Genomic DNA, 22,351 nt, shown 5'->3' with positions numbered 1-22,351 from the left:
AAATGGCACCATCGGTTTATTTTAGGTCATCGATATCCGTTAATACCCACGCGCTATTGTGCTGAGTAAAGCCAATTTTTGGGTAATACCCTACGGCCTGAGGGGCAGACAATAAAATCAAAGAACACGTAGGTTTTAAGGCTTCTTTGGTCATACGGATCAAGGTTTTACCAATACCGGATGACTGAATAGATTCATCTACGGCGATGTCTGATAAATAACAACAAAACGCAAAGTCTGTCACTGAACGTGCCACACCAACAAGACGATCTCCTTGCCACGCCGTTACTAGAAGATTCGCATTTGCCAACATAGCGTCTATCGTCTCAACCTGATCAATCGGGCGACGCGCGCCTAATGACGTTCTTGATAACAAACCTATAAACTGATCCGCGGTAATCGTTTGGTTAATTTTGTACTCAACTTCCATCGCTACGTCCTACGAAACAATAAAAAGACAGCATAGAGTATTTCTGGGAAATAAGGCAAAAAAACAAGAAGAGAAAATTAGAACAAAAAAAGTGGCGTCTCAGCAATGAGACGCCACAAAAAAAAGGGAAGTACAAAAATGAATCTTTAGCGATTTAAAGAAATAAAACGCGTTAAGTTCTAAAGCGCTTCAAGATGAGACTATATTAAAAAGAAATGCGCCATCAAACAACTGATCTAGTGCATCATGAACATTCTTACCTCGTTCGATGATTTTCAGGTAATTTCATGACAATTAGGACCAAAATGTCATCTGAATGATGTTTTTCTGACAATAGTAAAAGGCGCTTAACGTTCAGCGGCGAATACTCGCAATGCAACACCTGCCGCTGACGTACGATTTTCTACTCCAAGTTTAGGAAAGATTTGTTCAAGGTGTTTATTCACCGTACGCGGGCTCATTTCTAAGATTTCCGCAATGTCTCGATTGGATTTGCCATTAGCAATCCAATGCAGCACTTCTGATTCACGATCAGTTAATCCCAGTTCCTGTTTAAGCAATGCTGGCCCAGCGGGCTTATCACCATCTTCCAGCTTTAAAAGCACTTCTTTCTGCTCCGTTAAGCCCATCATTTTAAGACCCAAAGGGTAATCCAATCCGGTTAGTTTCAATACGTTTCCAACATCGGGTTGATGCGCTAACCAAAGCCGTATTTGCAACGCCATCTCACTACTCTGCCATTCGTAACTGGCGCGCGCTCGGGCAAGTAACGCATAGGTTTGTGGTGTAGCCCACGCAATATCACCGGCCGACGTAGTAGTCATCAAATGCTGCCCCATGCTGTCGAGAGCAGACTGCGCATTGTTGCTCAAACGTGCATTAGACAAATGTACTCGCATGCGAGCAATCAGCTCATTGGGTTGAATCGGCTTGGTGAGATAATCCACACCACCGGCTTCTAACCCCCGCACAATGTCGTCGGTGTCGCTCAGGCCTGTCATGAAAATGACCGGAATCGACGCCAGACTTTGATCCGCTTTTAATTGTCGGCAGGTTTCAAAACCATCCATGTTCGGCATGATGGCATCGAGCAAAATAATATCCGGTCGAATCCGTTTGGCGATCGTCAAGGCTTGCTTGCCTTCAAGGGCGACAAGCACATCCATATTGGCCGCTTCCAACGTGTCATGAATCAGGCTCAACGCATCGGGCGAGTCGTCGACCACTAAAACAATGTCATTTTTATTACTAGGATTCATCATTAGGCTTCTCACTTACATAGCTGATTGCACATGAATACTTTTGTATATATAGAGCAATCCCGTCGAACTGAAAGCTCAGATACAAACTTTCTAATTGCGCCATATGAAAGGGATCGATCACGTCGGTTTTACCCAGCTGATCCAATACGCCACGCACGCCTTTTTTGTAGCCCATTTCAGCGAACGCCATCAACTCTCGTACACTTTCGTGATCGGGAATCATCGTGGGTTCAGAATGTTCATTTTGTTCATCGCGGGGCGAATCCAGAGAAAGCGGCAACGGTTCAAGCTCATCCAACTCAGTTTCTTGATATTCCCAATCCAACACCAACCAATGCTTTATCGCATCCAACAACGCACTGTTATTCACAGGCTTTACCAAATACTGATTAAACGCCGCTTGCTCGTCTGGCTTGCGCTGGTTTTCTTGTGCGTCCGCAGACAGCATTATAATAGGCGTGCTATAACCGCGATCTCGCAGTAATTTCGCCAGCGTCAAACCGTCCATTCCGGGCATAGATACATCCAGAACGAACAAATCAGGCGAGCAAGATTCCAATTCGTCTAAACAGACTTCTGCGTCTGAAGCTTCCAACACATTAAAGCCAAGCGGCACCAAAATGTCCGACAACAAACCTCGCACGACGGGGTCATCGTCCACCACCATCAAGGTACGCTGATAACCTCGGTAACTCACAATGCGCTTGTATTCATAAGCAGACGAATCACCTTGGCTCACCCAAGGCAACATAAGGCTAACGCGGAACTCACTGCCTTCGCCGACCACTGATCGAGCCTGTAAATCGCCGCCCATGACTTCAGTCAGTAACTTCACAATCGTCAAGCCCAATCCTGTGCCGGGTAAATTCCCTGTGCTGATGTCTCGTACACGTTCGAATGGGTCAAAAATACGCTGCAAATGCCCTTCTTTAATGCCCAATCCGGTATCTCGAATGACAAATTCCGCGACTTGGTTGCGATAATTCACTTCGAACAAGACCGAACCTTTTGGGGTGTACTTCACCGCATTTGACAGCAAATTGATCAATATTTGCCGTAATCGTTTTTCGTCCGTCACCACATGTTGAGGTAAAGGCGCGAGAATTTTTGTCTGTAATTGAATCCCTTTGTCGCGTGCTTGCATGGCAAACATGCTGTTTAGCTGATCGATCAATTTCGGTAAATCCACCGTATTGCGATACAAATCAAAGCGCCCTGCTTCGATCTTTGAAATATCCAACAGACCTTCAATCAAATCCGCCAGATACAAACCGCTGCGATGAATGATGTCCAAACCGTTTTGATGCCCTGACGGTGTATTTTGTTTCTCAGACAATAGCTGAGCGTAGCCAATAATCGATTGCAGCGGCGTGCGTAATTCATGGCTAATTCCCGTTAGATAGCGACTTTTCGCTTCATTTGCGCGCTCGGCTTGTTCTTTTGCACTCTGCAATGCTCTGTCTGTTTCTTGATGGGCGTCCACTTCACGGATCAATTTTCGAGTTTGTCGATTGGACTCTTTTTGTGCCACCACTCGGCTTTCGTGCGCCAACAAAAACAACCAAGACAAAACACCAGACACAATCAGCAAGGTAAAAAACAGCGCAAACATAGTGTCTTGTAGCAAGATTTCTTCATCTACAGAGTTCGGCGCCATTTGACGATAAATCAGCATCATCAAAGCGGCGTTGATAATGTTAATGACCGTCAAAAGCGATAAAAACCGCCCAAAGCGTGACTTCAATGCTGTGACCAAACGCGTCGGTAAAAACAGCTTAAAGAAATAATCACTTTGCTGAGCAATGCTCGCTTGCGGCTTACAGCTGTCCAAACAGCGCACATCCAAAGAACAGCACAAGGAACAAATAGGCTGCATGTAGGCCGAGCAAAAACTCATGTCTTCCGTTTCAAAGGCGTTTTCACAAATCCCACAGGTCAAGGTGACGTATTTAGGATTTCGTTGCTGCGCCAGTTCGATCATCGAAATCAGTTCTGGGCTTTGACGGGCAAGGTAATATTTACCCTTGGTTAACCAAGCAATCAAGGGAACAAAAATAAAACAGGTGCCGAGCGAAATAAAGTGACAAAGACTTTTGGCTTCTTCACCGAACACGCCCAAATAACTCACCAACCCCAAAGTGGTCGCGATCAGCATTGACCCTGTGCCAACGGGATTAATGTCGTACAAATGCGCACGCTTGAATTCGACATAATTCGGACTCAACCCAAGCGGTTTGTTGATTAACAAATCCGCCGATAAACTGCCTAACCAACTCACAGCGGCAATCGCAAACACGCCTAAAATCGCGCCGAGCGCTTGGTAAATTCCTAACTCCATCAGCAACAATGCAATGGTAACGTTGAACACCAACCACACCACGCGACCCGGATGGGAATGGGTTAAGCGCGAGAAAAAATTCGACCACGCAATCGAACCGGCATACGCGTTGGTTAAATTGATTTTCATCTGGCAAATAAACACAAACACAGCGGCCAGAATTAACGCCGTTGTCGGTGAGGTGGTCAAAAAGAAAAAGATACGCTGATACAAATACGTTGGGTCGGTGGCTTGTATTGTGGTCGCACCATCGGATATGGCCAAATAAGCCAAGAACGAGCCTAGCAGCATTTTAATCGCACCGATAAACACCCAACCAGGACCGGCTAATATCAACCAAAACCACCAGCGTTTGCGGTTTTTCTTGGTCTTTTTCGGGAAAAAACGTAGGTAATCGACTTGCTCGCCGATCTGCGCCATTAAAGCAAACAACACCGACGCGGCCGAACCAAACAGTATCCAATCAAAATGCGCACTTTGCGGTAAACTCACTGGCGTGTATTGCGTCCAACCTTCGAAGTTTTGATACTCCTGCGTCACCACCACGCCAATCGCCGCAATTTGCAAGGTCAGCCAAATCCACTGAGTGCCATTTTGAAAACGACTGATGGCACGGATACCGTGCGTTACAATGGGAATCACAAACAAAGCCGACAAGGCATAGCCAATCTGCAAAGGAATGCCTAACAAAACTTCCAGTGCCGAGGCTAAAATAGCCGCTTCAATCGCAAAAAATATAAAAGTGAACATCGCGTAAATCAGCGAGGTAATAGTCGATCCAAGATAACCAAAACCCGCACCACGTGTCAGCAAATCGATGTCCAAACCGTGCTTCGCCGAATAATACGCAATAGGAAACCCAGTCACGAAAAACAACGCCAGCACGGTGAGAATTGCGGCCACCGCATTGGTAAAACCATAGGCAAGTGTGATCACTGCGGCCAAGCCTTCCAGTGCCAAAAACGCCGTCGCACCGAGCGCCGTATGACCGACACGGTCGATGCTCATGGTATGACCTTGTTTAGAGGTATAGCGTAGTGCGTAATCCTCCATGGTTTGGTCGGCGACCCACTTGTTATAGTGACGTCGCACTTTAAAGATCTTTTGTGTCGCCTTCATAACATCTCGCGATTACGCAAAAGCCAGTACCAAACCGGCGATGGCAATCACAGAACCACTGATGCGCGTCATTAAAGGTGCGCTCATTTTCGCCATCCACTGACCAAAGCCAAGCCCAACCACATGCAGGCCAGCCGTTGCCAACGCAAAGCCAAGCGCGTATTGCAGACCATTGGCGTTTAATGGCATTTCCATACCATGCGCCGCACCATGAAATAGTGCAAAGCTCGCGGCAACCGCCACACACACCGCCACTGGCAGACGTTTAGCAAACAAAACCAAAGCACCTAATACAATCACCGACAATAGAATCCCTTGCTCAACAAACGGCACACTCAAACCCGCCACAGCTAACCCGCCACCAGTCAACATGGTGAGAACAAACGCGGTAGGAATCGCCCACAAAGCTCGACCGCCCAAACTGGCCGCCCACAAACCAATCGCCAGCATTGCTAAAAGATGATCAAAGCCGCCGATTGGGTGATCAAAACCCGCCATAAAACTGGACGAGTGTTCGTCACTCGTGTGCGCAAGTGTCGCGCCAGATACCAATAAAAATATTTTTGCTATAGATAAACGCATACTTTCACCTTACTCTTTGATTAAACAACCGCTTTCGCAGCAGGCAATGGTTTCGCTTCCAACATGCCTTCCGACACAATGATCCGAATAATCTCATCCAAACCTTGCGCTTTTTTGAGGTTCGAAAAGATAAACGGACGATCGCCACGCATCATTTTCGCATCACGGTCCATCACTTCTAATGACGCGCCAACTAACGGCGCCAAATCGGTTTTGTTGATGATTAGTAAATCCGATTTGGTAATGCCCGGACCGCCTTTACGAGGAATTTTATCACCTGCCGACACGTCGATCACATAGATCGTAAAGTCAGACAACTCAGGGCTAAACGTCGCGCTCAGGTTATCTCCGCCGCTTTCCACGAACACCACATCCAACTCACCGTGACGTGCTAATAACTGGTCAATGGCCGCCAAATTCATCGACGCGTCTTCACGAATCGCTGTATGCGGACAACCGCCCGTTTCGACACCCACAATACGGTCGGCGTCTAACGCTTCGTGTTCCGTCAAAAACTTCGCGTCTTCTTGGGTGTAAATGTCATTGGTCACCACAGCGATGTTGTAATAGTCGCGCATCGCGCTGCATAAAGAACGCAGCAAAGCCGTTTTACCCGATCCAACCGGACCACCCACGCCAATTCGTAACGTTTGTTTTTTCATACTGGGTTCCTTTTAAAAATACATTAGAAATCTTATGGTTATTCCCGCGAAGGAAGCTGTCGTTAAAGCCTCGTAGGGCATCATTAGCGAAGCGTAATGTGCCGTTTATCTTTAACCGTCACCATTTTTTACAAGTAAGCGCCACTTTATCTAAGACCGAAACAGCCGCGAATATTGTGTTTCATGCTGTGCGCTGGCTATGGCAATAGTGGGCAAACCCGCGCCGATACGGTCTTCTTCAATAGTGAGTGACAACGCGATGGCTTGCTGAATGTCGCCCTGTAATTCGCCAAGCAGTGCTTGCGCTTGCGTTTGCCCCAGCGGCACCAGTTTGGTCGCGGCGGCAATTTGGTTTTCAAGCCAAGACCAAGTAAAACCAAGCGCCGCAAGGTCAAAATCCATCTTCCAATGATGTGCAGCAATCGCAAACAAGGTGACAAAACTGATGTCTTCTGAGCGTTCAAACGGCGTGTCTATTTCTAAACTTCGCATTAATCGAGATAAGGCTTCGCCCATCGCGGTATCGTTCAGGCGTAATTCTTTCGTTTCCCGACAAGCCAACGCCAAATCGTTAAGTTCCAATAAACGCACGGTGTTTTCTTGTTGGGCAGCGTCCATACACAAACGCAAAACGGGCAAATCCACTCGCGCGACCGACTGCTGAATTTGCAACCCAACCCAATCCGATACATTGGCTTTATTCTTTACCCAACCTAGGTCGATGGCGTATTCCATGCCTTGCGAAAACGCATAACCGCCAACAGGTAAACTCACGCTACTAAGTTGCAACAAGCGCAATAAGCTCGCCTCAGTGGTGACTATGACCATGACTATTGCCTCCAGAACTATAGGCTCCAGACTCTGGCACAAACACCGCTTCTTCATGGCTAACGATCAAGCCCAACATGTGCAGCATGTCTTCTAAAACATGATCTGGTTTAATGCGTAACCAGCGCTCGCCGACTTGAATTTTGGTGTGACGATTACCTAAGTGATAACAGGCTTTGGAAAAGGCTTCCCAGTCTTCACAACTGGCGTGCGCCACGTCTTCCACCGCGCCATTCACTTGAACAATCTTGCCGCACTCAGTTTTGAGAAATTCGCCAACCAAGAGTGGCTTTCCACGCTCCAGAAAAACACGCACGTCTTCGCTGTTGTCACCGATCAATTTAAGGCGACCGCGATCACGCTGTTCGTGCGTCAGCGTTACTGTGGTGTAAACAGTATCGTGGCAATGAGTGCCTAATCGTTCATAAATATCTAGCATCGTATTTTCCTAAAACCGTACCTAAAGAGGAGTACCTAAAAAAAGTACCTAAAAAAAGTACCTAAAAAAAGTACCTAAAAAAGAGTGTAGAGTTGCGCGAGAGGTAAAGTCTCCGCTGGCTCGCAGGTTAACAATTCGCCATCGGCGCGCACTTCATAGGTTTGCGGGTCAACGGTAATGTTTGGCAGCCAATCGTTGTGAATCATGTCGAGTTTGGAAATATTGCGGGTGTTTTTACAAGCCACCAACGTCCGATCCAAACCAAGGGATTCTTTCAAACCATTATTCAGCGCGGCTTTAGAAACAAAGGTCACCGACGTGGCCGCTGCGGCTTTGCCAAAAGAGCCAAACATAGGGCGATAATGCACGGGCTGCGGTGTTGGAATCGACGCATTTGGGTCGCCCATTGGCGCGCTGGCAATCATGCCGCCCTTGATGATCATTGAAGGTTTTACCGCGAAAAACGCTGGTTTCCACAAGACTAAATCGGCCAATTTACCCGGTTCAATCGAACCGACTTCGTGACTAATACCATGAGCAATCGCTGGGTTAATGGTGTATTTGGCAATGTAGCGACGGGCGCGAAAGTTGTCTGCACCGAGCGCTTTGTCTTCAGCCAATAAACCAAACTGCTGCTTCATCTTGTGAGCCGTTTGCCATGTACGAGTCACGACTTCACCCACTCGGCCCATGGCTTGGGAATCGGACGAGATCATACTAAACGCGCCACGATCGTGAAGAATGTCTTCCGCCGCGATGGTTTCTTTTCGAATCCGCGAATCGGCAAACGCCACGTCTTCTGGAATATTGCTGTCCAAATGGTGACACACCATCAACATGTCCAAATGTTCGTCTACCGTGTTGCGAGTATAAGGACGCGTTGGATTGGTCGACGATGGTAAGACATTAGGATTCGAACAGGCTTGGATAATGTCTGGCGCGTGACCGCCGCCCGCGCCTTCCGTGTGATAGGTGTGAATGACACGATCTTTAAACGCATCCAGCGTGCTATCAACAAAACCCGATTCGTTTAACGTGTCAGTGTGAATCGCCACTTGCACGTCGTATTTTTCCGCCACACTCAAACAACAATCAATCGACGCGGGCGTGGTGCCCCAATCTTCGTGCAGTTTTAAACCACAAGCGCCGGCTTCGAGTTGCTCTTCTAACGCTTCTGGCAGACTGGCGTTGCCTTTACCCAAAAAGCCCAAGTTCATCGGCATGCTGTCGGTGGCTTGTAACATCTTGCCAAGATACCAAGGACCCGGCGTACAAGTGGTTGCTTTGGTTCCCGTCGCTGGTCCCGTTCCGCCGCCAATCATAGTAGTGACGCCAGAGGTTAAGGCTTCTTCAATTTGTTGTGGGCAAATAAAGTGAATGTGCGCGTCGATGCCACCCGCGGTTAGGATAGAACCTTCGCCAGCGATGACTTCAGTGCCCGGCCCAATCACTATGTCTACATTGTCTTGCACGTCTGGATTGCCCGCTTTACCGACTTTGAAAATACGGCCTTCTTTGATGCCAACATCCGCTTTCACAATGCCCCAATGATCCAGCACCAAAGCATTGGTGATCACCAAGTCCACAGCTATGTCATTGGTCACTTGGCTTTGTCCCATGCCGTCGCGGATCACCTTGCCGCCGCCGAATTTCACTTCGTCGCCATACACGGTGAAATCTTTTTCCACCTGAATCCAGATATCGGTATCGCCTAAACGCACGCGGTCGCCCGTGGTTGGGCCGAACATTTGCGCATAACTTTGTCTATCCATCGTCGCCATTATTCTGCTCCTTCCAGTTTGCCCATGACGTCACCACGAAAGCCATAAATGGTTTTCGTACCAGCGTATTCGACTAGTTCCACTTCGCGGCCTTGGCCGGGTTCAAAGCGCACCGCCGTGCCAGAGGCAATGTTCAAGCGAAAACCTTTACTCACGTCGCGATCAAAAGACAAAGCGGGATTCACCTCGTAGAAATGATAATGGGAGCCAATTTGCACAGGGCGATCGCCGGTATTTTCGACACGAATTTTCACCGTCTTGCGACCCACATTGAGTTCAATAGCGCCAGCGGCTACCTGAATTTCACCTGGAATCATGGGATTTCTCCTTTCCTAACAAAGACCTTTAATGACGTAACGAGTAGTCATTAATTAATTGGGTTGTGGACGGTGACTAACTTAGTACCATCTGGGAACGTCGCTTCCACCTGCACTTCGTGGATCAACTCCACCACACCGTCCATCACTTGTTCCGCGCTTAATACCGTTTTGCCGTATGCCATTAATTCCGCCACGGTTTTGCCATCGCGAGCGCCTTCGATAATCTCCATGGTGATGAACGCCATGGCTTCGGGGTAATTCAATTTAAGGCCACGATTCAAGCGACGCTCGGCAAGCAAGGCAGCGGTAAATACCAGAAGCTTGTCTTTTTCTCTTGGGAGGAGTTCCATTTTTATGCTCCGTTATTTAGCTTTATGTTTGTTTTTGTTGAACCAAAAAAGAGCAGTCGCACCTTTTTAGGTCGACCAAATTCTCGGTTCATTGGATTCTTTGCTCATTAATGCTGGACGAATATCTCGCCAGCACTGGATAAATAGCTGTTTCACTTGTTCCGAATCATCATGAAGGCTGCGAACTAAGATGTACTCGCCTACCATGCTTACGCCACTTAATGACCCATGCTGGGTACAGTGCTGGCGCAGCTTGTCGATTAATTCGTCGTGATTGACTGAATGAGAAGGTTCCGTCGATTCAAACGGCCCCGCAATCATCAAGCCATTAATCGGTTTGCCATCGAGTCCTGCTTTAGCTGAAAAAATAGCTCGGCTGTTATCATCAATCACCAAACGTTCACGGACTTTAAGACGACCGTTTTGACGTATTTGAAAGCCTTGCTCTGCGTGGCCTTTGCCAAAATCTTCTTTGTTCGCTGGCAAGCCAAAGCAAGTAATTTCCCAACCGATGAACTTGGCGTTGTCAGCCAGATCAATGCAGTTTTCAAGGCGAGTATGGGCGTTAGGGTAAAGAATGGTTTCTTGTGGTAACCATTCCATCAGGCTATTTTTAGCGACGTTTAATTGCGTCACTTGATGTTGCAGGGTTTTATCTTTCCGGGCACGATAAACACGACCAGCGCCCGGAGTTGTGATTAAAACCTGTGTGTTTTCAGCTAGATTTGCGGTAATCGTGAGGCGATCACCCGATACCAAGCCACCCGGTGGATGCAATAAATAGACGTGCGCCGTGTCTCGACCTTCAGGATAAAAAGGCTTTTGCACATACAAAGGCCCTTTGTGATCACAGGTTTTCAATACGGTACCGCGAGTTGTTTGACAAAAGCCCAAGGTCAGAAACGCATGCCACTCGGACGCTGGCGCTTCCACCGGTGGCACGGGTTGTAGAGAGATATTGTCTGCCAAAGCAAGGTTATGTTTATTATTCATTAATGCCCTATAAGCGTCTTTCGCGTGGCGGCTAATCACCATTCAATGCAAAAACTAGACCGCCAAATACTGCTTAATCAAAGTATCGTTAAGATTTTCCATTTTGTCCGCCGCCACAATGCGTCCCTTTTCCATCAGACGAAATTCCTTACCGACACGACGTGCAAAGCCCAATTTTTGCTCCACCAAGATAACGGTGAGGCCTTCTTCTTTATTGAGCTTTAGAATGACATCGCCAATTTGTTTAACAATGTTGGGCTGGATACCTTCGTTTGGCTCGTCCAAAATCAACACGCTGGGCTCCAAAACCAAGGCACGACCAATCGCCAGTTGCTGTTGCTGTCCGCCGGACAAATCGCCACCACGACGATGTAGCATGTCTTTTAATACAGGAAAGAGTTCAAAGATTTTTTCTGGGATTTCTTTTGGAGAACCTTTCGGACTGTCTTTCATGCGCTTGCCACGAACCGGTAAACCAATGCGCAGGTTTTCTTCAACCGTTAACATAGGGAAAATATCGCGCCCTTGAGGAACGTAACCAATGCCTAAATAAGCGCGCTTTTCTGCGCTTTGCTTATTTAACGCGGCGCCTTCCATAGTGATCTCGCCATTTTTGATTGGCAGCAAGCCCATGATGGCTTTCAATAAGGTGGTTTTACCCACACCATTACGACCCATGATGCAGGTTATCGAACCGGTTTCTATCTCTAAATCCAAACCCCAAAGAATCTGTGTTCCACCATAGAGCTGATCGACATTGTTAATTGAAATCATGCTATTTCTTCTCCCGCCGCTTCTTCTCCAAGGTACACTTCAATCACGTCTTTATTGCTTTGAATCTGGTCCATGGTGCCTTCGGCCAACACAGAACCCTGATGCAAAACCGTCACGGTGCGCGCAATGCTGCGCACAAACTCCATATCGTGTTCGACCACAATCACCGTGCGTTCGCCTGCTAAAGACGTCAGTAATTCCGCCGTGCGTTCGGTTTCTTGCGCTGTCATGCCCGCCACGGGTTCATCGATTAACAAAAGTCTTGGCTCAGCCACCAGCAACATGCCAATTTCTAACCATTGTTTTTGACCATGAGACAAGGCGCCCGCCAACATGAATCTATGCTTTGCTAAGCCGATGGTTTTTAGTACGTCGTCAATTCGGTCAATTTGCGTTGGTGTTAGTCGCGAGAATAAAGTCGGCAATACACGCTTGTCGGTTTTCAGCGACAGCTCCAAATTGTCGAACACGGTTTGCTCTTCAAATACCGTGGGCTTTTGGAATTTACGGCCGATACCAAGCTGAGCAATTTCGGCTTCGTCTTTGTTCAATAAATTGTGATTTTGCCCAAAGAAAACCGTACCTGAATCGCACTGAGTTTTGCCGGTAATAACGTCCATCAAAGTGGTTTTACCTGCGCCATTGGCGCCAATCAAACAACGCAATTCACCGTCGTTGATATAAAGGTTAAGGTTGTTTAGCGCCTTAAAGCCGTCGAAGCTCAGGTTCAAATCTTCCACGTAGAGAATCATCTTATTGTCGACATTGACGGCAGCTTGCTCTGGTGCCAAAAATGGCCATACCTGATCGCGACGAAAGAATTCACGAGTATTGTCTAAGGTATTAAAAGCTAATGAGTTAGAAGCTAAAGTGCTCATGCTTGCGACTCCTCAGTATTGTTTGAATTATTAGCAGTACGACGTTTTGACATAAGTTGTCCGTAGAGCCCCATCAAACCTTTTGGTAAATACAAGGTGACCAGAACAAACATCGCGCCCAAGGCGAACAACCAAGCGTCTGGCATAATCGCCGTGAAACGAGTTTTCGCGTAGTTCACCAACAAGGCGCCGATCACCGCGCCAATCAAGGTGCCACGACCACCCACGGCGACCCAAATCACCATCTCGATAGAGTTGATCGGTGAAAATTCGCCTGGGTTAATAATGCCAACTTGTGGTACATACAAGGCTCCCGCAATACCTGCAATCACGGCGGAATACACAAACAACCACACCTTATAACGGTCAGTTCGGTAGCCGATAAAGCGCGAGCGAGATTCCGAGTCACGAATCGCCAACACCACTTTGCCCAGACGAGACGATAAAATTTTCTGACTCACGACAAAGATTACTGCCAGCAAGATCGCGGTAATCAGAAACAAACCAACCCGCGTGCTATCGGCTTGCAAACTAAAACCAAGGATTTCTTTAAAATCGGTCAAACCATTGTTGCCGCCAAAGCCCATTTCGTTGCGGAAAAACGCCAGCAACAAAGCGTAGGTTAAGGCTTGCGTCATAATAGAAAGGTAAACGCCTGTCACGCGGGAACGAAACGCCAACCAACCAAACACAAAGGCCAATAACCCTGGTACGACAACCGCCATCAACATGGCGAACCAAAAGTGATCCATTCCAAGCCAAAACCACGGCAATTCTTTCCAATCCAAAAACACCATAAAGTCAGGTAACAATGGATTTCCGTATACGCCACGGTCACCTATTTGACGCATTAAATACATGCCCATCGCGTAACCGCCTAAGGCGAAAAATGCCCCGTGACCCAAACTCAATATGCCGCAATAGCCCCAAATAATATCCACCGCCAGCGCCAACATGGCGTAGCATAAATATTTACCCAATAAAGTGATGGTGTAAGTGCTGACGTACAGCGCGGAGTCTGCAGGTAAAAACAAATTCGCTGCCGACGCGAGTATCGTCACGCCCAATAAGATCACCACAAATGGCAGCGTGTGCTTGCCAGACGTGCGCCCTTCCGAAAAATACTTCATAAGACGAGTCATTCTGCCGCCCTCCCTTTTTGTGGAAAGAGTCCTTTAGGACGTTTTTGAATAAAGAGAATAATAAACACCAATACAATAATGGCCGCGAGTACTGCCCCCGTGGTTGGTTCTAAGAACTTCGTCGCGATACCCAGCGTAAAGGCCGCCACTAATGTTCCCAATAGGTTACCCACGCCGCCAAACACCACGACCATGAAAGAGTCGATAATGTAAGCCTGACCCAAGTTCGGTCCCACGTTGGTTAATTGGCTTAACGCCACACCGGCAATACCCGCGATACCAGAACCCAAACCGAAGGTCATCGCATCGACCCAGTTGGTTTTCACGCCCATGGCTTTGGCCATGTTGCGGTTTTGCGAGACAGCTCGAACGTTTAAGCCAAGAGAGGTTTTTTTCAAAATAATCACTAAAGCCATAAAGACAAACAAAGCAAACGCCAAGATGTACAAACGGTTTAACGTCAGTGACAACACTGGGTTTATTTCCCAAGAACCGCTCATCCAGCTCGGTGTTGATACTTGACGGTTAAGCGGGGAAAAAATGGTTCGTACTAGCTGCTGCAAGATCAAACTGATACCGAACGTAGCCAACAGCGTTTCCAATGGTCGACCATGCAAATGACGAATCACCAAACGTTCGATCAACACACCCATCAAACCAGACACCAAAAATGCCGCTGGAATCGCCACCCAAATCGAATAATCGATGTAGTTCGGCATGATCAGCTGCACAACATACGTCGTGTAAGCGCCAAGCATAATCATCTCGCCGTGGGCCATGTTGATCACGCCCATGACACCAAAGGTAATCGCCAAACCAATCGACGCTAACAAGAGCACAGAACCCAAGCTCAACCCAAAGAACAACTGATCGACAAAGGCAAAGCGATTGGCTCTTTGTGCGATAGTGTCTAAAGCCGCATTCGATGCGCTTTGAATGGCTGGATTTTCGTCATTAGAGAGTGTGGTTAAGAGGTTTCGAACGTCGTTTTCTAAGCTGTCTGCCAAGGTATCGATGGCCGCAATGCGATTCGAAACCGCCAATTTCGTTTGCGACGCAGTATTCATTGCCAACGCTAAGCCCATGGCGTGTTTGACTTTTTTGTTGGTCTCGTTCGGATAAAGGCGTTCTAAAATGCCGATCGTATCGTCGTCTAATTTAGACAACAGCTCACGTACAGCGCTTTCGCGTACGCTGGGATTTTTAGACGTTAATTGAATGCGCGCAATAGCGTTGCGTAAGTAGCCGCGCAATGTGTTGTTCACACGGATTTTTTTGACGTCTCGTTTGGTCAGCGTAGGATTGGCTTGCCCCGTAAAAACGTCTTTATAAAAGGTGTCGCCGTTTGCATCGAACTGCCCAACGACCTGCTTAGTCGATTTAATATAATACAAATTGCCGTTTAATAAGGTGCGAAAAAGCGGCAATACGGTTTCGTCGGAGGCTTTTTCTATTTTGTCTAAAATAGGCACCATTTTACTGATTTTCGCCTCGGCCAAGTCGGCTAACAAAGGATCAAGAGACGTGGATTCCACGGCAAAACTAGGAAGGGAAAAGAGCCCAAAAAGACAGCAACACAGTGCCATGCAATGTCTCAAGGTAATACGTCTCAAGGTGATACGTCTCAAGGTCATACTCCGTGTATCGATAGGTTTATTGCGATAAGGCTTGTTGAGCAAAGCGCTTAAAAGAATGGATTGAAAAACAAACAGGGTAAAAAAGGCTCTCTGACCAGACCATTTTCCAGCCAGACAGAGAGCCAACATTAACCCTGGGAACAGGTCAAATTAATAGTTTTGGCCTGAACAAGTTTTGGTTTTCGTGTTGTAGTTACCGCACTTGATCGGCGCTGTCCAATCTGAGATCAGATCTTTCGAACCGGGTAGAAAATCAGACCAAGCATCACCGGCAACCACACCGTCAGTTTCCCAAACCACTTCAAATTGACCGTTGTCTTGAATCTCGCCAATCAGAACCGGCTTGCTCAAATGATGGTTTTTGTTCATCACCGCCATGCCGCCCGTTAGGTTGGGGGTTTTCTGACCGATCATCGCTTGCTCAACCGCATCAACGTCCGTTGTACCCGCTTGAGTCACCGCGTTCGCCCACATTTTGAAACCGATGTAAGTCGCTTCCATCGGGTCGTTCGTTACACGTTTTGGATTCTTGGTATACGCTTTCCACGCTTTAATGAAGGCTTCGTTTTCAGGTGTTTCAACGCTTTGGAAATAGTTCCAAGCGGCCAAATGACCAACCAACGGCTTAGTGTCTAAACCAGAAAGCTCTTCTTCACCCACAGAGAACGCCACCACAGGAATGTCTTCTGCTGAAATACCTTGGTTACCCAATTCTTTGTAGAAAGGAATGTTGGCGTCACCGTTGATGGTGGAAACCACCGCAGTTTTCATACCTTCGCTGCCGAATTTTTTCACATCAGAAACAATCGACTGCCAATCAGAATGACCGAACGGCGTGTAATTGATCATGATGTCTTTAGCGGCAACGCCTTTGGCTTTTAGATAGGCTTCAAGAATTTTGTTGGTGGTACGCGGGTAAACATAATCGGTTCCGGCGAGAACAAAACGCTCTACGCCTAGATCGTTCATCAAGTAATCCACCGCAGGAATGGCTTGTTGGTTTGGCGCCGCGCCTGTGTAGAACACGTTTTTAGACGACTCTTCCCCTTCGTATTGCACTGGGTAGAACATCAAACCGTTCAACTCTTCCAATACAGGCAAAACCGATTTACGAGAAACCGACGTCCAGCTACCGAAAATCACATCCACTTTTTCTTTGGTCAAAAGCTCACGACCTTTTTCAGCAAACAAAGGCCAATTAGACGCAGGGTCAACCACAACAGCTTCTAGCTTCTTGCCAAGCAAACCGCCCTTTTTGTTTTGATCATCAACCATCATCAAGACAGTGTCTTTCAGCGTCGTTTCGGAAATCGCCATGGTGCCAGACAAAGAGTGCAACACACCGACCTTGATGGTTTCTGCTGCCAATGCCGGAAGTGCAATAAGCGTTGCACCAGAGAGCACAATCGCAGAAGTAAGCGTTTTGATTTTCATAGTTGGAGCCGTCCTATTGTGATTTATAATATTTTTGGTTTTTTAGACGAGGTGTGAACACCTCAAATCTGTAGAGCCAGTATTAAAAAACCACTGCTGGAAAGGTATGCGCGAAATGACTTAGGGGGATACGTCATTTGACGTATACGCAGCTTTGTTCCCTCCCCTTTCTTCAAGGGGAGGGTTAGGGAGGGGTTGCTCTTTGGTTCCATTCAAACGCTTTGTATTCCCGACCTTTATTCCGCCCTGCTGGGCGTGTAACTTTTTGCTAGCGCCCAAAAAGTTACCAACAATTCGCTTTAAGATCTTTAATGCCTGATTTTCTTCATAGGCACATGATTGCTTCCTACGCTCCTTGTATCGTAAGGCATAGATGGTTTTTGCTATTGTGAGGAAGGGTATTTTAAACTGACTCTGAAACTCCATAGGATCGCGCAACTTCGTCGCGTCGAACTAACTTCTTCGGTGATGCTGCTCTTTCGTAGGGCGCGATGAGGGAGGTACGACCGTGATCCGCCGTTGAAAGCGAAGCTTTCATTTCCTAAGGTAAGTAGCCCTTTAGTCCAACGCGGAATTTAGGTTCCATTCAAACTCTTTGTAATCCCAACCTTTATTCCGCCCTGCTGGGCGTGTAACTTTTTGCTAGCGCCCAAAAAGTAACCAAAAAATCGCTTTAAGATCTTTAATGCCTGATTTTCTTCATAAGCGCATGGTTGCTTCCTACGCTCGTTATATCGTAAGGCATAAATTGTTTTCGCTGTTGTGAGAAAGGATATTTTTAACTGACTCTGAAACTCCATAAGGTCGCGCAATCAGGATTGCGTCGAAGTGACTTCATCGGTTTTCGTAGGCCTGCATGAGGGAGGCGCGACCGTAATCAGGCATTGGTAGCTGAGCTGTGTAAGCCGTCCTTTAGGGCGACATCAAGGTTTGCAAACTAAACACTGGTAGCTAAATAGAAAGTCTTTTAGTATCAATGACTATTATTTAGTCGGTCACAGCAGCGTGGTTATAACGAAAAATCACTCACCCATTATATTAGGTCAATGTTTACTACTATCTAAAAGGAGCAAGTTCATGCCAATAGTAACTATCCAACAATCTCCAGGTCGTAGCAAAGAGCAAAAACAATTATTGATTCAACGAATTACTGAAGCATTTGAAGAAGCCTATGAATTACCACCTGAAGCCATTACAGTATTTTTCCAAAACTTCGATGATGAGCATTGGGGCAAAGCGGGCAAATTGCACTGCGATAGAAAGTGACACTTTCGCCCACTCATTATATTGAAGAAACTGCCACAATTCTATTTTTGATCTGAGCCAAACCTTCGTATTAATAGAGAAGCAATGAAAAATAATCAGTTGTTATACGTCTTGTATGGGGCGGAAAATACAGGCAAAACGTCTACATTACGCTACCTTGCTCAAAAGCTAGATAAGGTGGCTACTTTGACCTCTGGACGTATTGAATGCGAATCAGATTTCTCTGTTACTTTCAAAATTAAGGAAAAAATAGTTAGCATAGTGACCTCTGGAGATAATGCAGAAATCATAAAAGAGCATTTAGGTCTCAACGATGTGCCATCCAGTAATATAATTATTTGTGCATCTAGAACCCGCGGTCAAACAACTGACTTTTTATGGGCAAATTATACAAAGGAACAATTACGCTGGGTAAATAAGATGTATGTGTATCTAGATGACGAGAAACACATAAATGCATGTAACAGGTCTGTGGCTCATTTCTTGTTTGAATCATTATTGTTAGAACTACATACAGAATAAAATCTTATTCATAAGAAAAATTCGGCGGAGCATTAAAATGATTGAAATTGAAGTATTTCCACCATACAAGGGATCGTGTCTTTGCGGTGCAGTCAAATATTCTGTTGATAAAATCGAAAAGAAAATGGCTCACTGCCACTGCACAATGTGTCGAAAATTTCATGGCGCGGCGTTCGCGACCTTTGGTGAAGCTCGTGCAGAGAATTTTCATTGGCTATCGGGCAAAGAAAACTTGAAAGAGTATTTGGGCGTCAATGGCAGCAAGAGACTATTTTGTGATAACTGCGGTTCAAGCCTTGTCTTTATATCATCAAACGACAGCGGGGAGTGTGTAGAGTTTTCACTTGGAACTCTAGATTCAGATATACCAAACAGACCCGATGCCCATATATTCATGCATTATTCTGCTTGTTGGAATCCGGTGACAGACGGTTTGCCGCAATATTCAGAAGGCAGAGGCAGTGCCGAAAAAAATAAAGATTAATCTTCAGTTACGGCCTTCTAATTTCCATTCAAACGCTTTGTATTCCCAGCCTTTATTCCGCCCTGCTGGGCGTGTAACTTTTTGCTAGCGCCCAAAAAGTAACCAAAAATTCGCTTTAAGATCTTTAATGCCTGATTTTCTTCATAAGCACATGATTGCTTCCTACGCTCGTTATAGTGTAAGGCATGGATTTTTTTATCTGTTGTAAGGAAGGATGCTTTTAACTGACTCTGAAACTCCATAAGGTCGCGCAATCAGGATTGCGTCGAAGTGACTTCATCGGTTTTCGTAGGCCTGCATGAGGGAGGCACGACCGTAATCAGGCATTGGTAGCTGAACTGTTTAAGTCGTTTTTTAAGGCGACATCAAGGTTTGCAAACTAAACACTGATAGCTAAATAGAAAGTCTTTTAGTATCGGTGAATAATAATTTTTAGCCCAGTAATAACGCACTGCGTATAAACGCGCACGCGCACTATTAAGCTGTTATGTTTGCACGTGTAGTATGAAGCATTTTATAATTTAAAGATCTTTAATAATAATAATTAGATGAATAAAATTATGCGACAAAAACTAAAAAATGCTTACTGTTTAGAAATGGATAAAGCTATTCGTTCTTATGAGTTAAATGAGCTTGATTCTGCTTTTCATCATTTAGAACGAGCGCATATTCTTGGTCAGAGTTATATTATACCTCATACGAAATCCCACTGGTGGATGCTTAAAGTTGGTTTTAAGAAGCATAATTTTAGGGAAGTATTTGGGCAAATAACCAGAATAATAGCTTCCGTATTGTTTTCTAAAATTTGGGTTCCTATGGGAAATACAGGCGGATCCAACGTTAATCCATTGAAGCCAATGCCTATTCCCAAAGATTTAAAGAAAATTCTAAGTAAGTGAAACATAAAAAGTCACTCAGAAGGACAAATAACAGTTGGCTCTTAGTAGGGCATTAAACATCAAAAAATGAAAGTAGCCGATTATGAAAATTGGGCATGGTTTTTCTTCGAGCATCAAGGTGTTTTCTATCTTGATGCGCCCTGCAATATGAGTCCATTTGGTTATATCTACATGATTCCCGAAGCCAACCAATAAGACCTTCATCAACCATTTCACCACTGTCCAAATTACTTTTTGCAAACGCTACAGCACACTTAATCCCTTTCACTCTTCAGCCACTCTATCAGTCCCATTGCTCCGTCTTTATTTTTCGTCCGATCTGGATAAGTCAGGTAGTAGGCTTTTCTTAGTGGCAAGGTTATGTCACTGAGTGACACGAGTTGTCCTGTTCTCAATGCGTTCTGGATGAATAACCCTTGGCCGAGTAGTAGACCTTTGCCTTGTATGGCGGCGTCGATGGCCATGCTGGAAAGGTTAAATTGCGGACCTTTGTTGGGTTGTCGATTATGGTAACTCGCGGCGGTTAGCCAGTCTTGCCAGTTGGGTAGAAATGCGTTGTCGTCTCCCCAGTCAATATGAATCATTGGTTTTTCAAGCAATGCATCTAAATCACCCTGCGCTATTCCGTTAATCAAAGAAGGGCTAGCAACTAGGTGTACGTCGTCTTGGAAAAGTAAGTCGTGGTTTAGGGACGTATCTTGTTTACCAAAGCTAATAGACGCGTCACATCGGCTCAGGCTGAAATCCACCGTGGAATGACTCGCTTCTACACGAATTTCTAGGTCTGGGTGCTTTTCCATTATTTGCAGTACTTTGGGCATTAGCCACAAGCTCGCCACCGATGGCAGTGTGTGTAAGGTGAAAATAGATTGCGGTTTTAATTGGTCTAAACTGGCTTGTCCACGTTGCAGGCTTTCGATCGCTTGGTTGGCAAAATACAAATATTGATGACCAGCCTGAGTTAGTTCTACACCCAGTTTTGATCGGTTAAACAGCGATGTCTCAACATACGATTCAAGCTGCTTTATTTGTTGGCTGACGGCGGCTGGCGTTATGCACAATGCCTTCGCGGTTTTCGCAAAGTTGCCGGTTTGTGCCGCATTGATAAAGGTGATCAAGCTGTTTAAATTGGGCAATTTCAACATAATAGTATCAAGCTGCTTTTTCAATGTTAGGGAATATGACACTTAACCAAATTATTTTTTCTTTTTTAAGCATTAAGAAATGCTTAATGATGAATACAAAAAATATTGATTTAACGACAAGGCTAACTTTACTAGTCTGAACCTCATCCTATGTCTTATTAAACGTGATTAAAAGATCAAAAAACAAAGGGGAACACTAATGTCATTATCAGATCTGATGAATAAAGCCGCCTACCCTATTGAAAACAATGACTTTAGAGCCGAGTGTAAAAAGACACTGGCAGAAAACGGTGCACTGGTTTTGCCAAATTTTCTGAATGAAAAAACCATTCAGGCCATCATAGAAGAAGGGGAAGCGAAGAAAAGTCTCGCTTGGTTTACCCAATCGACTCATAACGTTTACTTAACCAATGTTGACCCAGATTACGACGCTGAACACGCGAGAAACAAACAAATCAGTTCATCCAAAGGCTGCATTATCGATGACCAAATCGACCCAACATCGCCACTGAGACAGCTTTATGATGCGCCTTTGTTTCGAGAGTTTCTTGCGAGTGTATTGGACGAAGACGCGCTTTATAACTACGCCGATAATCTCTCGTCTATCAATTTACACTACGCCAGCAAAGGACAAGAACTCGGCTGGCATTTCGATAACTCGTCGTTTGCTATTACCTTGTTAATTCAAAAGCCAGAATCTGGCGGTGTGTTTGAATACATTGAAAACATGCGCAACGCCGACGCGGGTGAAATGAATTACGACGGCGTGAGCGAGGTGCTTGCAGGGCAGAAAAAAGTAAAAGAATTGGCGATCGAACCGGGTGCGCTGGTGTTATTTCGTGGGCGAAATGCGATACATCGAGTCACGCCAACGCAAGGTAATACAACTCGTATGTTGGCCGTACTTGCCTATAACTCACAACCCGGTATTGCACTTTCCGAAGCGGCCAGCAAAACTTTTTACGGTCGAGTGAATTAAGACAGAGACTCAAGAAATTCACCGATGAATAAGGAGACATTGCAATTTAGGTATTAGCCCAAATTATAGACAACTTGCTATTTCGCT

At 45.9% G+C, this 22,351-nt stretch carries 22 protein-coding genes; 5 read left to right on the top strand and 17 right to left on the bottom strand.

The window, feature by feature from the left end; all coding sequences use genetic code 11:
- Positions 1–16: 16 nt before the first annotated feature.
- From M3I01_RS02885 to urtA, 16 genes are all read right to left on the bottom strand, one after another.
- A complete protein-coding gene (locus M3I01_RS02885; protein ID WP_255894079.1) occupies positions 17–430 on the bottom strand; it encodes a GNAT family N-acetyltransferase in 414 nt (137 codons plus the stop codon).
- A 347-nt stretch (positions 431–777) separates the two neighbouring features.
- Positions 778–1,692 carry a response regulator transcription factor gene (locus M3I01_RS02880; protein WP_255894078.1) on the bottom strand — a complete coding sequence of 305 codons (915 nt, stop codon included), beginning with the start codon at positions 1,690–1,692 and terminating at the stop codon, positions 778–780.
- A complete protein-coding gene (locus M3I01_RS02875; RefSeq protein ID WP_275564909.1) occupies positions 1,679–5,149 on the bottom strand; it encodes a hybrid sensor histidine kinase/response regulator in 3,471 nt (1,156 codons plus the stop codon). Before M3I01_RS02875 ends, M3I01_RS02880 begins: the two co-directional genes overlap by 14 nt.
- A 12-nt stretch (positions 5,150–5,161) precedes the next feature.
- Complete coding sequence (locus tag M3I01_RS02870; protein ID WP_255894077.1) at positions 5,162–5,731, bottom strand: HupE/UreJ family protein; 570 nt, start codon at positions 5,729–5,731, stop codon at positions 5,162–5,164.
- 20 nt (positions 5,732–5,751) lie between these two features.
- Positions 5,752–6,393, bottom strand: coding sequence for an urease accessory protein UreG (ureG, locus tag M3I01_RS02865; protein WP_255894076.1), 642 nt, complete (start codon positions 6,391–6,393; stop codon positions 5,752–5,754).
- Positions 6,394–6,543: 150 nt separating this feature from the next.
- Positions 6,544–7,221 carry an urease accessory protein UreF gene (locus M3I01_RS02860; protein ID WP_255894075.1) on the bottom strand — a complete coding sequence of 226 codons (678 nt, stop codon included), beginning with the start codon at positions 7,219–7,221 and terminating at the stop codon, positions 6,544–6,546.
- Entirely contained in the window at positions 7,202–7,660 is a 459-nt protein-coding gene (gene ureE / locus M3I01_RS02855; RefSeq protein WP_255894074.1) for an urease accessory protein UreE, read from the bottom strand. Before ureE ends, M3I01_RS02860 begins: the two co-directional genes overlap by 20 nt.
- Positions 7,661–7,734: 74 nt before the next feature.
- Positions 7,735–9,441 (bottom strand): urease subunit alpha, encoded by a 1,707-nt coding sequence (gene ureC, locus M3I01_RS02850; protein ID WP_275564908.1) that lies wholly within the window; start codon positions 9,439–9,441, stop codon positions 7,735–7,737.
- Positions 9,441–9,758: an urease subunit beta gene (locus M3I01_RS02845; protein WP_275564907.1), complete on the bottom strand. Its 318-nt coding sequence runs from the start codon at positions 9,756–9,758 to the stop codon at positions 9,441–9,443. The genes ureC and M3I01_RS02845 overlap by 1 nt, the downstream gene beginning before the upstream one ends.
- Before the next feature lie 50 nt (positions 9,759–9,808).
- Complete coding sequence (locus M3I01_RS02840) at positions 9,809–10,111, bottom strand: urease subunit gamma (RefSeq protein ID WP_112141542.1); 303 nt, start codon at positions 10,109–10,111, stop codon at positions 9,809–9,811.
- 66 nt (positions 10,112–10,177) lie between these two features.
- The gene (locus M3I01_RS02835) at positions 10,178–11,104 is read right to left on the bottom strand and encodes an urease accessory protein UreD (protein ID WP_275564906.1); all 927 of its coding nucleotides are present in this window, start codon (positions 11,102–11,104) and stop codon (positions 10,178–10,180) included.
- Positions 11,105–11,158: 54 nt separating this feature from the next.
- Positions 11,159–11,878, bottom strand: coding sequence for an urea ABC transporter ATP-binding subunit UrtE (gene urtE, locus M3I01_RS02830; protein ID WP_255894069.1), 720 nt, complete (start codon positions 11,876–11,878; stop codon positions 11,159–11,161).
- Positions 11,875–12,756 carry an urea ABC transporter ATP-binding protein UrtD gene (gene urtD, locus M3I01_RS02825; RefSeq protein WP_255894068.1) on the bottom strand — a complete coding sequence of 294 codons (882 nt, stop codon included), beginning with the start codon at positions 12,754–12,756 and terminating at the stop codon, positions 11,875–11,877. The genes urtE and urtD overlap by 4 nt, the downstream gene beginning before the upstream one ends.
- Positions 12,753–13,898, bottom strand: a complete 1,146-nt coding sequence (gene urtC, locus M3I01_RS02820; RefSeq protein ID WP_255894067.1) for an urea ABC transporter permease subunit UrtC — start codon at positions 13,896–13,898, stop codon at positions 12,753–12,755. The genes urtD and urtC overlap by 4 nt, the downstream gene beginning before the upstream one ends.
- Entirely contained in the window at positions 13,895–15,532 is a 1,638-nt protein-coding gene (gene urtB / locus M3I01_RS02815) for an urea ABC transporter permease subunit UrtB (protein ID WP_394358961.1), read from the bottom strand. The genes urtC and urtB overlap by 4 nt, the downstream gene beginning before the upstream one ends.
- A gap of 153 nt (positions 15,533–15,685) precedes the next feature.
- On the bottom strand, positions 15,686–16,969 hold the full coding sequence (gene urtA, locus M3I01_RS02810; protein ID WP_255894066.1) for an urea ABC transporter substrate-binding protein: 1,284 nt from the start codon (positions 16,967–16,969) through the stop codon (positions 15,686–15,688).
- Between the two features lie 1,005 nt (positions 16,970–17,974).
- Between urtA and M3I01_RS02805 the strand changes: the two genes are divergently transcribed.
- The 4 genes from M3I01_RS02805 (at position 17,975) to M3I01_RS02790 (ending at position 20,140) form a co-directional block, all read left to right on the top strand.
- Positions 17,975–18,235: a tautomerase family protein gene (locus M3I01_RS02805; RefSeq protein WP_255894065.1), complete on the top strand. Its 261-nt coding sequence runs from the start codon at positions 17,975–17,977 to the stop codon at positions 18,233–18,235.
- Between the two features lie 84 nt (positions 18,236–18,319).
- Positions 18,320–18,757 (top strand): hypothetical protein, encoded by a 438-nt coding sequence (locus M3I01_RS02800; RefSeq protein WP_255894064.1) that lies wholly within the window; start codon positions 18,320–18,322, stop codon positions 18,755–18,757.
- A gap of 37 nt (positions 18,758–18,794) precedes the next feature.
- Positions 18,795–19,241, top strand: coding sequence for a GFA family protein (locus M3I01_RS02795; RefSeq protein WP_255894062.1), 447 nt, complete (start codon positions 18,795–18,797; stop codon positions 19,239–19,241).
- A gap of 560 nt (positions 19,242–19,801) precedes the next feature.
- The gene (locus tag M3I01_RS02790; RefSeq protein ID WP_255894060.1) at positions 19,802–20,140 is read left to right on the top strand and encodes a DUF3703 domain-containing protein; all 339 of its coding nucleotides are present in this window, start codon (positions 19,802–19,804) and stop codon (positions 20,138–20,140) included.
- Positions 20,141–20,394: 254 nt separating this feature from the next.
- Here the strand turns inward: M3I01_RS02790 and M3I01_RS02785 are convergent, their stop codons facing one another.
- Complete coding sequence (locus M3I01_RS02785; protein ID WP_255894059.1) at positions 20,395–21,285, bottom strand: LysR substrate-binding domain-containing protein; 891 nt, start codon at positions 21,283–21,285, stop codon at positions 20,395–20,397.
- Positions 21,286–21,484: 199 nt separating this feature from the next.
- On the opposite strand from M3I01_RS02785, the gene M3I01_RS02780 reads away from it, so the two are divergent.
- The gene (locus M3I01_RS02780; protein WP_255894057.1) at positions 21,485–22,264 is read left to right on the top strand and encodes a HalD/BesD family halogenase; all 780 of its coding nucleotides are present in this window, start codon (positions 21,485–21,487) and stop codon (positions 22,262–22,264) included.
- Positions 22,265–22,351: the final 87 nt, after the last annotated feature.

It is taken from the genome of Marinomonas maritima (genome assembly GCF_024435075.2).
GTDB classification, from domain to species: domain Bacteria; phylum Pseudomonadota; class Gammaproteobacteria; order Pseudomonadales; family Marinomonadaceae; genus Marinomonas; species Marinomonas maritima.
The sequence above is the reverse complement of the archived record's forward strand: the minus strand, read 5'-3'. Positions and strand labels throughout refer to the sequence as shown.

Bases quoted from the DNA above. Each gene is read 5' to 3' on its own strand.
- ureG (WP_255894076.1), bottom strand. From the start codon at position 6,393: ATGAAAAAACAAACGTTACGAATTGGCGTGGGTGGTCCGGTTGGATCG.
- ureC (WP_275564908.1), bottom strand. From the start codon at position 9,441: ATGGCGACGATGGATAGACAAAGTTATGCGCAAATGTTCGGCCCAACC.
- M3I01_RS02795 (WP_255894062.1), top strand. From the start codon at position 18,795: ATGATTGAAATTGAAGTATTTCCACCATACAAGGGATCGTGTCTTTGC.
- urtA (WP_255894066.1), bottom strand. From the start codon at position 16,969: ATGAAAATCAAAACGCTTACTTCTGCGATTGTGCTCTCTGGTGCAACG.
- M3I01_RS02845 (WP_275564907.1), bottom strand. From the start codon at position 9,758: ATGATTCCAGGTGAAATTCAGGTAGCCGCTGGCGCTATTGAACTCAAT.
- urtD (WP_255894068.1), bottom strand. From the start codon at position 12,756: ATGAGCACTTTAGCTTCTAACTCATTAGCTTTTAATACCTTAGACAAT.
- M3I01_RS02880 (WP_255894078.1), bottom strand. From the start codon at position 1,692: ATGATGAATCCTAGTAATAAAAATGACATTGTTTTAGTGGTCGACGAC.
- M3I01_RS02800 (WP_255894064.1), top strand. From the start codon at position 18,320: ATGAAAAATAATCAGTTGTTATACGTCTTGTATGGGGCGGAAAATACA.
- M3I01_RS02835 (WP_275564906.1), bottom strand. From the start codon at position 11,104: ATGAATAATAAACATAACCTTGCTTTGGCAGACAATATCTCTCTACAA.
- M3I01_RS02870 (WP_255894077.1), bottom strand. From the start codon at position 5,731: ATGCGTTTATCTATAGCAAAAATATTTTTATTGGTATCTGGCGCGACA.
- M3I01_RS02780 (WP_255894057.1), top strand. From the start codon at position 21,485: ATGTCATTATCAGATCTGATGAATAAAGCCGCCTACCCTATTGAAAAC.
- urtC (WP_255894067.1), bottom strand. From the start codon at position 13,898: ATGACTCGTCTTATGAAGTATTTTTCGGAAGGGCGCACGTCTGGCAAG.
- urtE (WP_255894069.1), bottom strand. From the start codon at position 11,878: ATGATTTCAATTAACAATGTCGATCAGCTCTATGGTGGAACACAGATT.
- ureE (WP_255894074.1), bottom strand. From the start codon at position 7,660: ATGCTAGATATTTATGAACGATTAGGCACTCATTGCCACGATACTGTT.
- urtB (WP_394358961.1), bottom strand. From the start codon at position 15,532: ATGACCTTGAGACGTATCACCTTGAGACGTATTACCTTGAGACATTGC.
- M3I01_RS02790 (WP_255894060.1), top strand. From the start codon at position 19,802: ATGCGACAAAAACTAAAAAATGCTTACTGTTTAGAAATGGATAAAGCT.
- M3I01_RS02840 (WP_112141542.1), bottom strand. From the start codon at position 10,111: ATGGAACTCCTCCCAAGAGAAAAAGACAAGCTTCTGGTATTTACCGCT.
- M3I01_RS02785 (WP_255894059.1), bottom strand. From the start codon at position 21,285: ATGTTGAAATTGCCCAATTTAAACAGCTTGATCACCTTTATCAATGCG.
- M3I01_RS02885 (WP_255894079.1), bottom strand. From the start codon at position 430: ATGGAAGTTGAGTACAAAATTAACCAAACGATTACCGCGGATCAGTTT.
- M3I01_RS02875 (WP_275564909.1), bottom strand. From the start codon at position 5,149: ATGAAGGCGACACAAAAGATCTTTAAAGTGCGACGTCACTATAACAAG.
- M3I01_RS02860 (WP_255894075.1), bottom strand. From the start codon at position 7,221: ATGGTCATAGTCACCACTGAGGCGAGCTTATTGCGCTTGTTGCAACTT.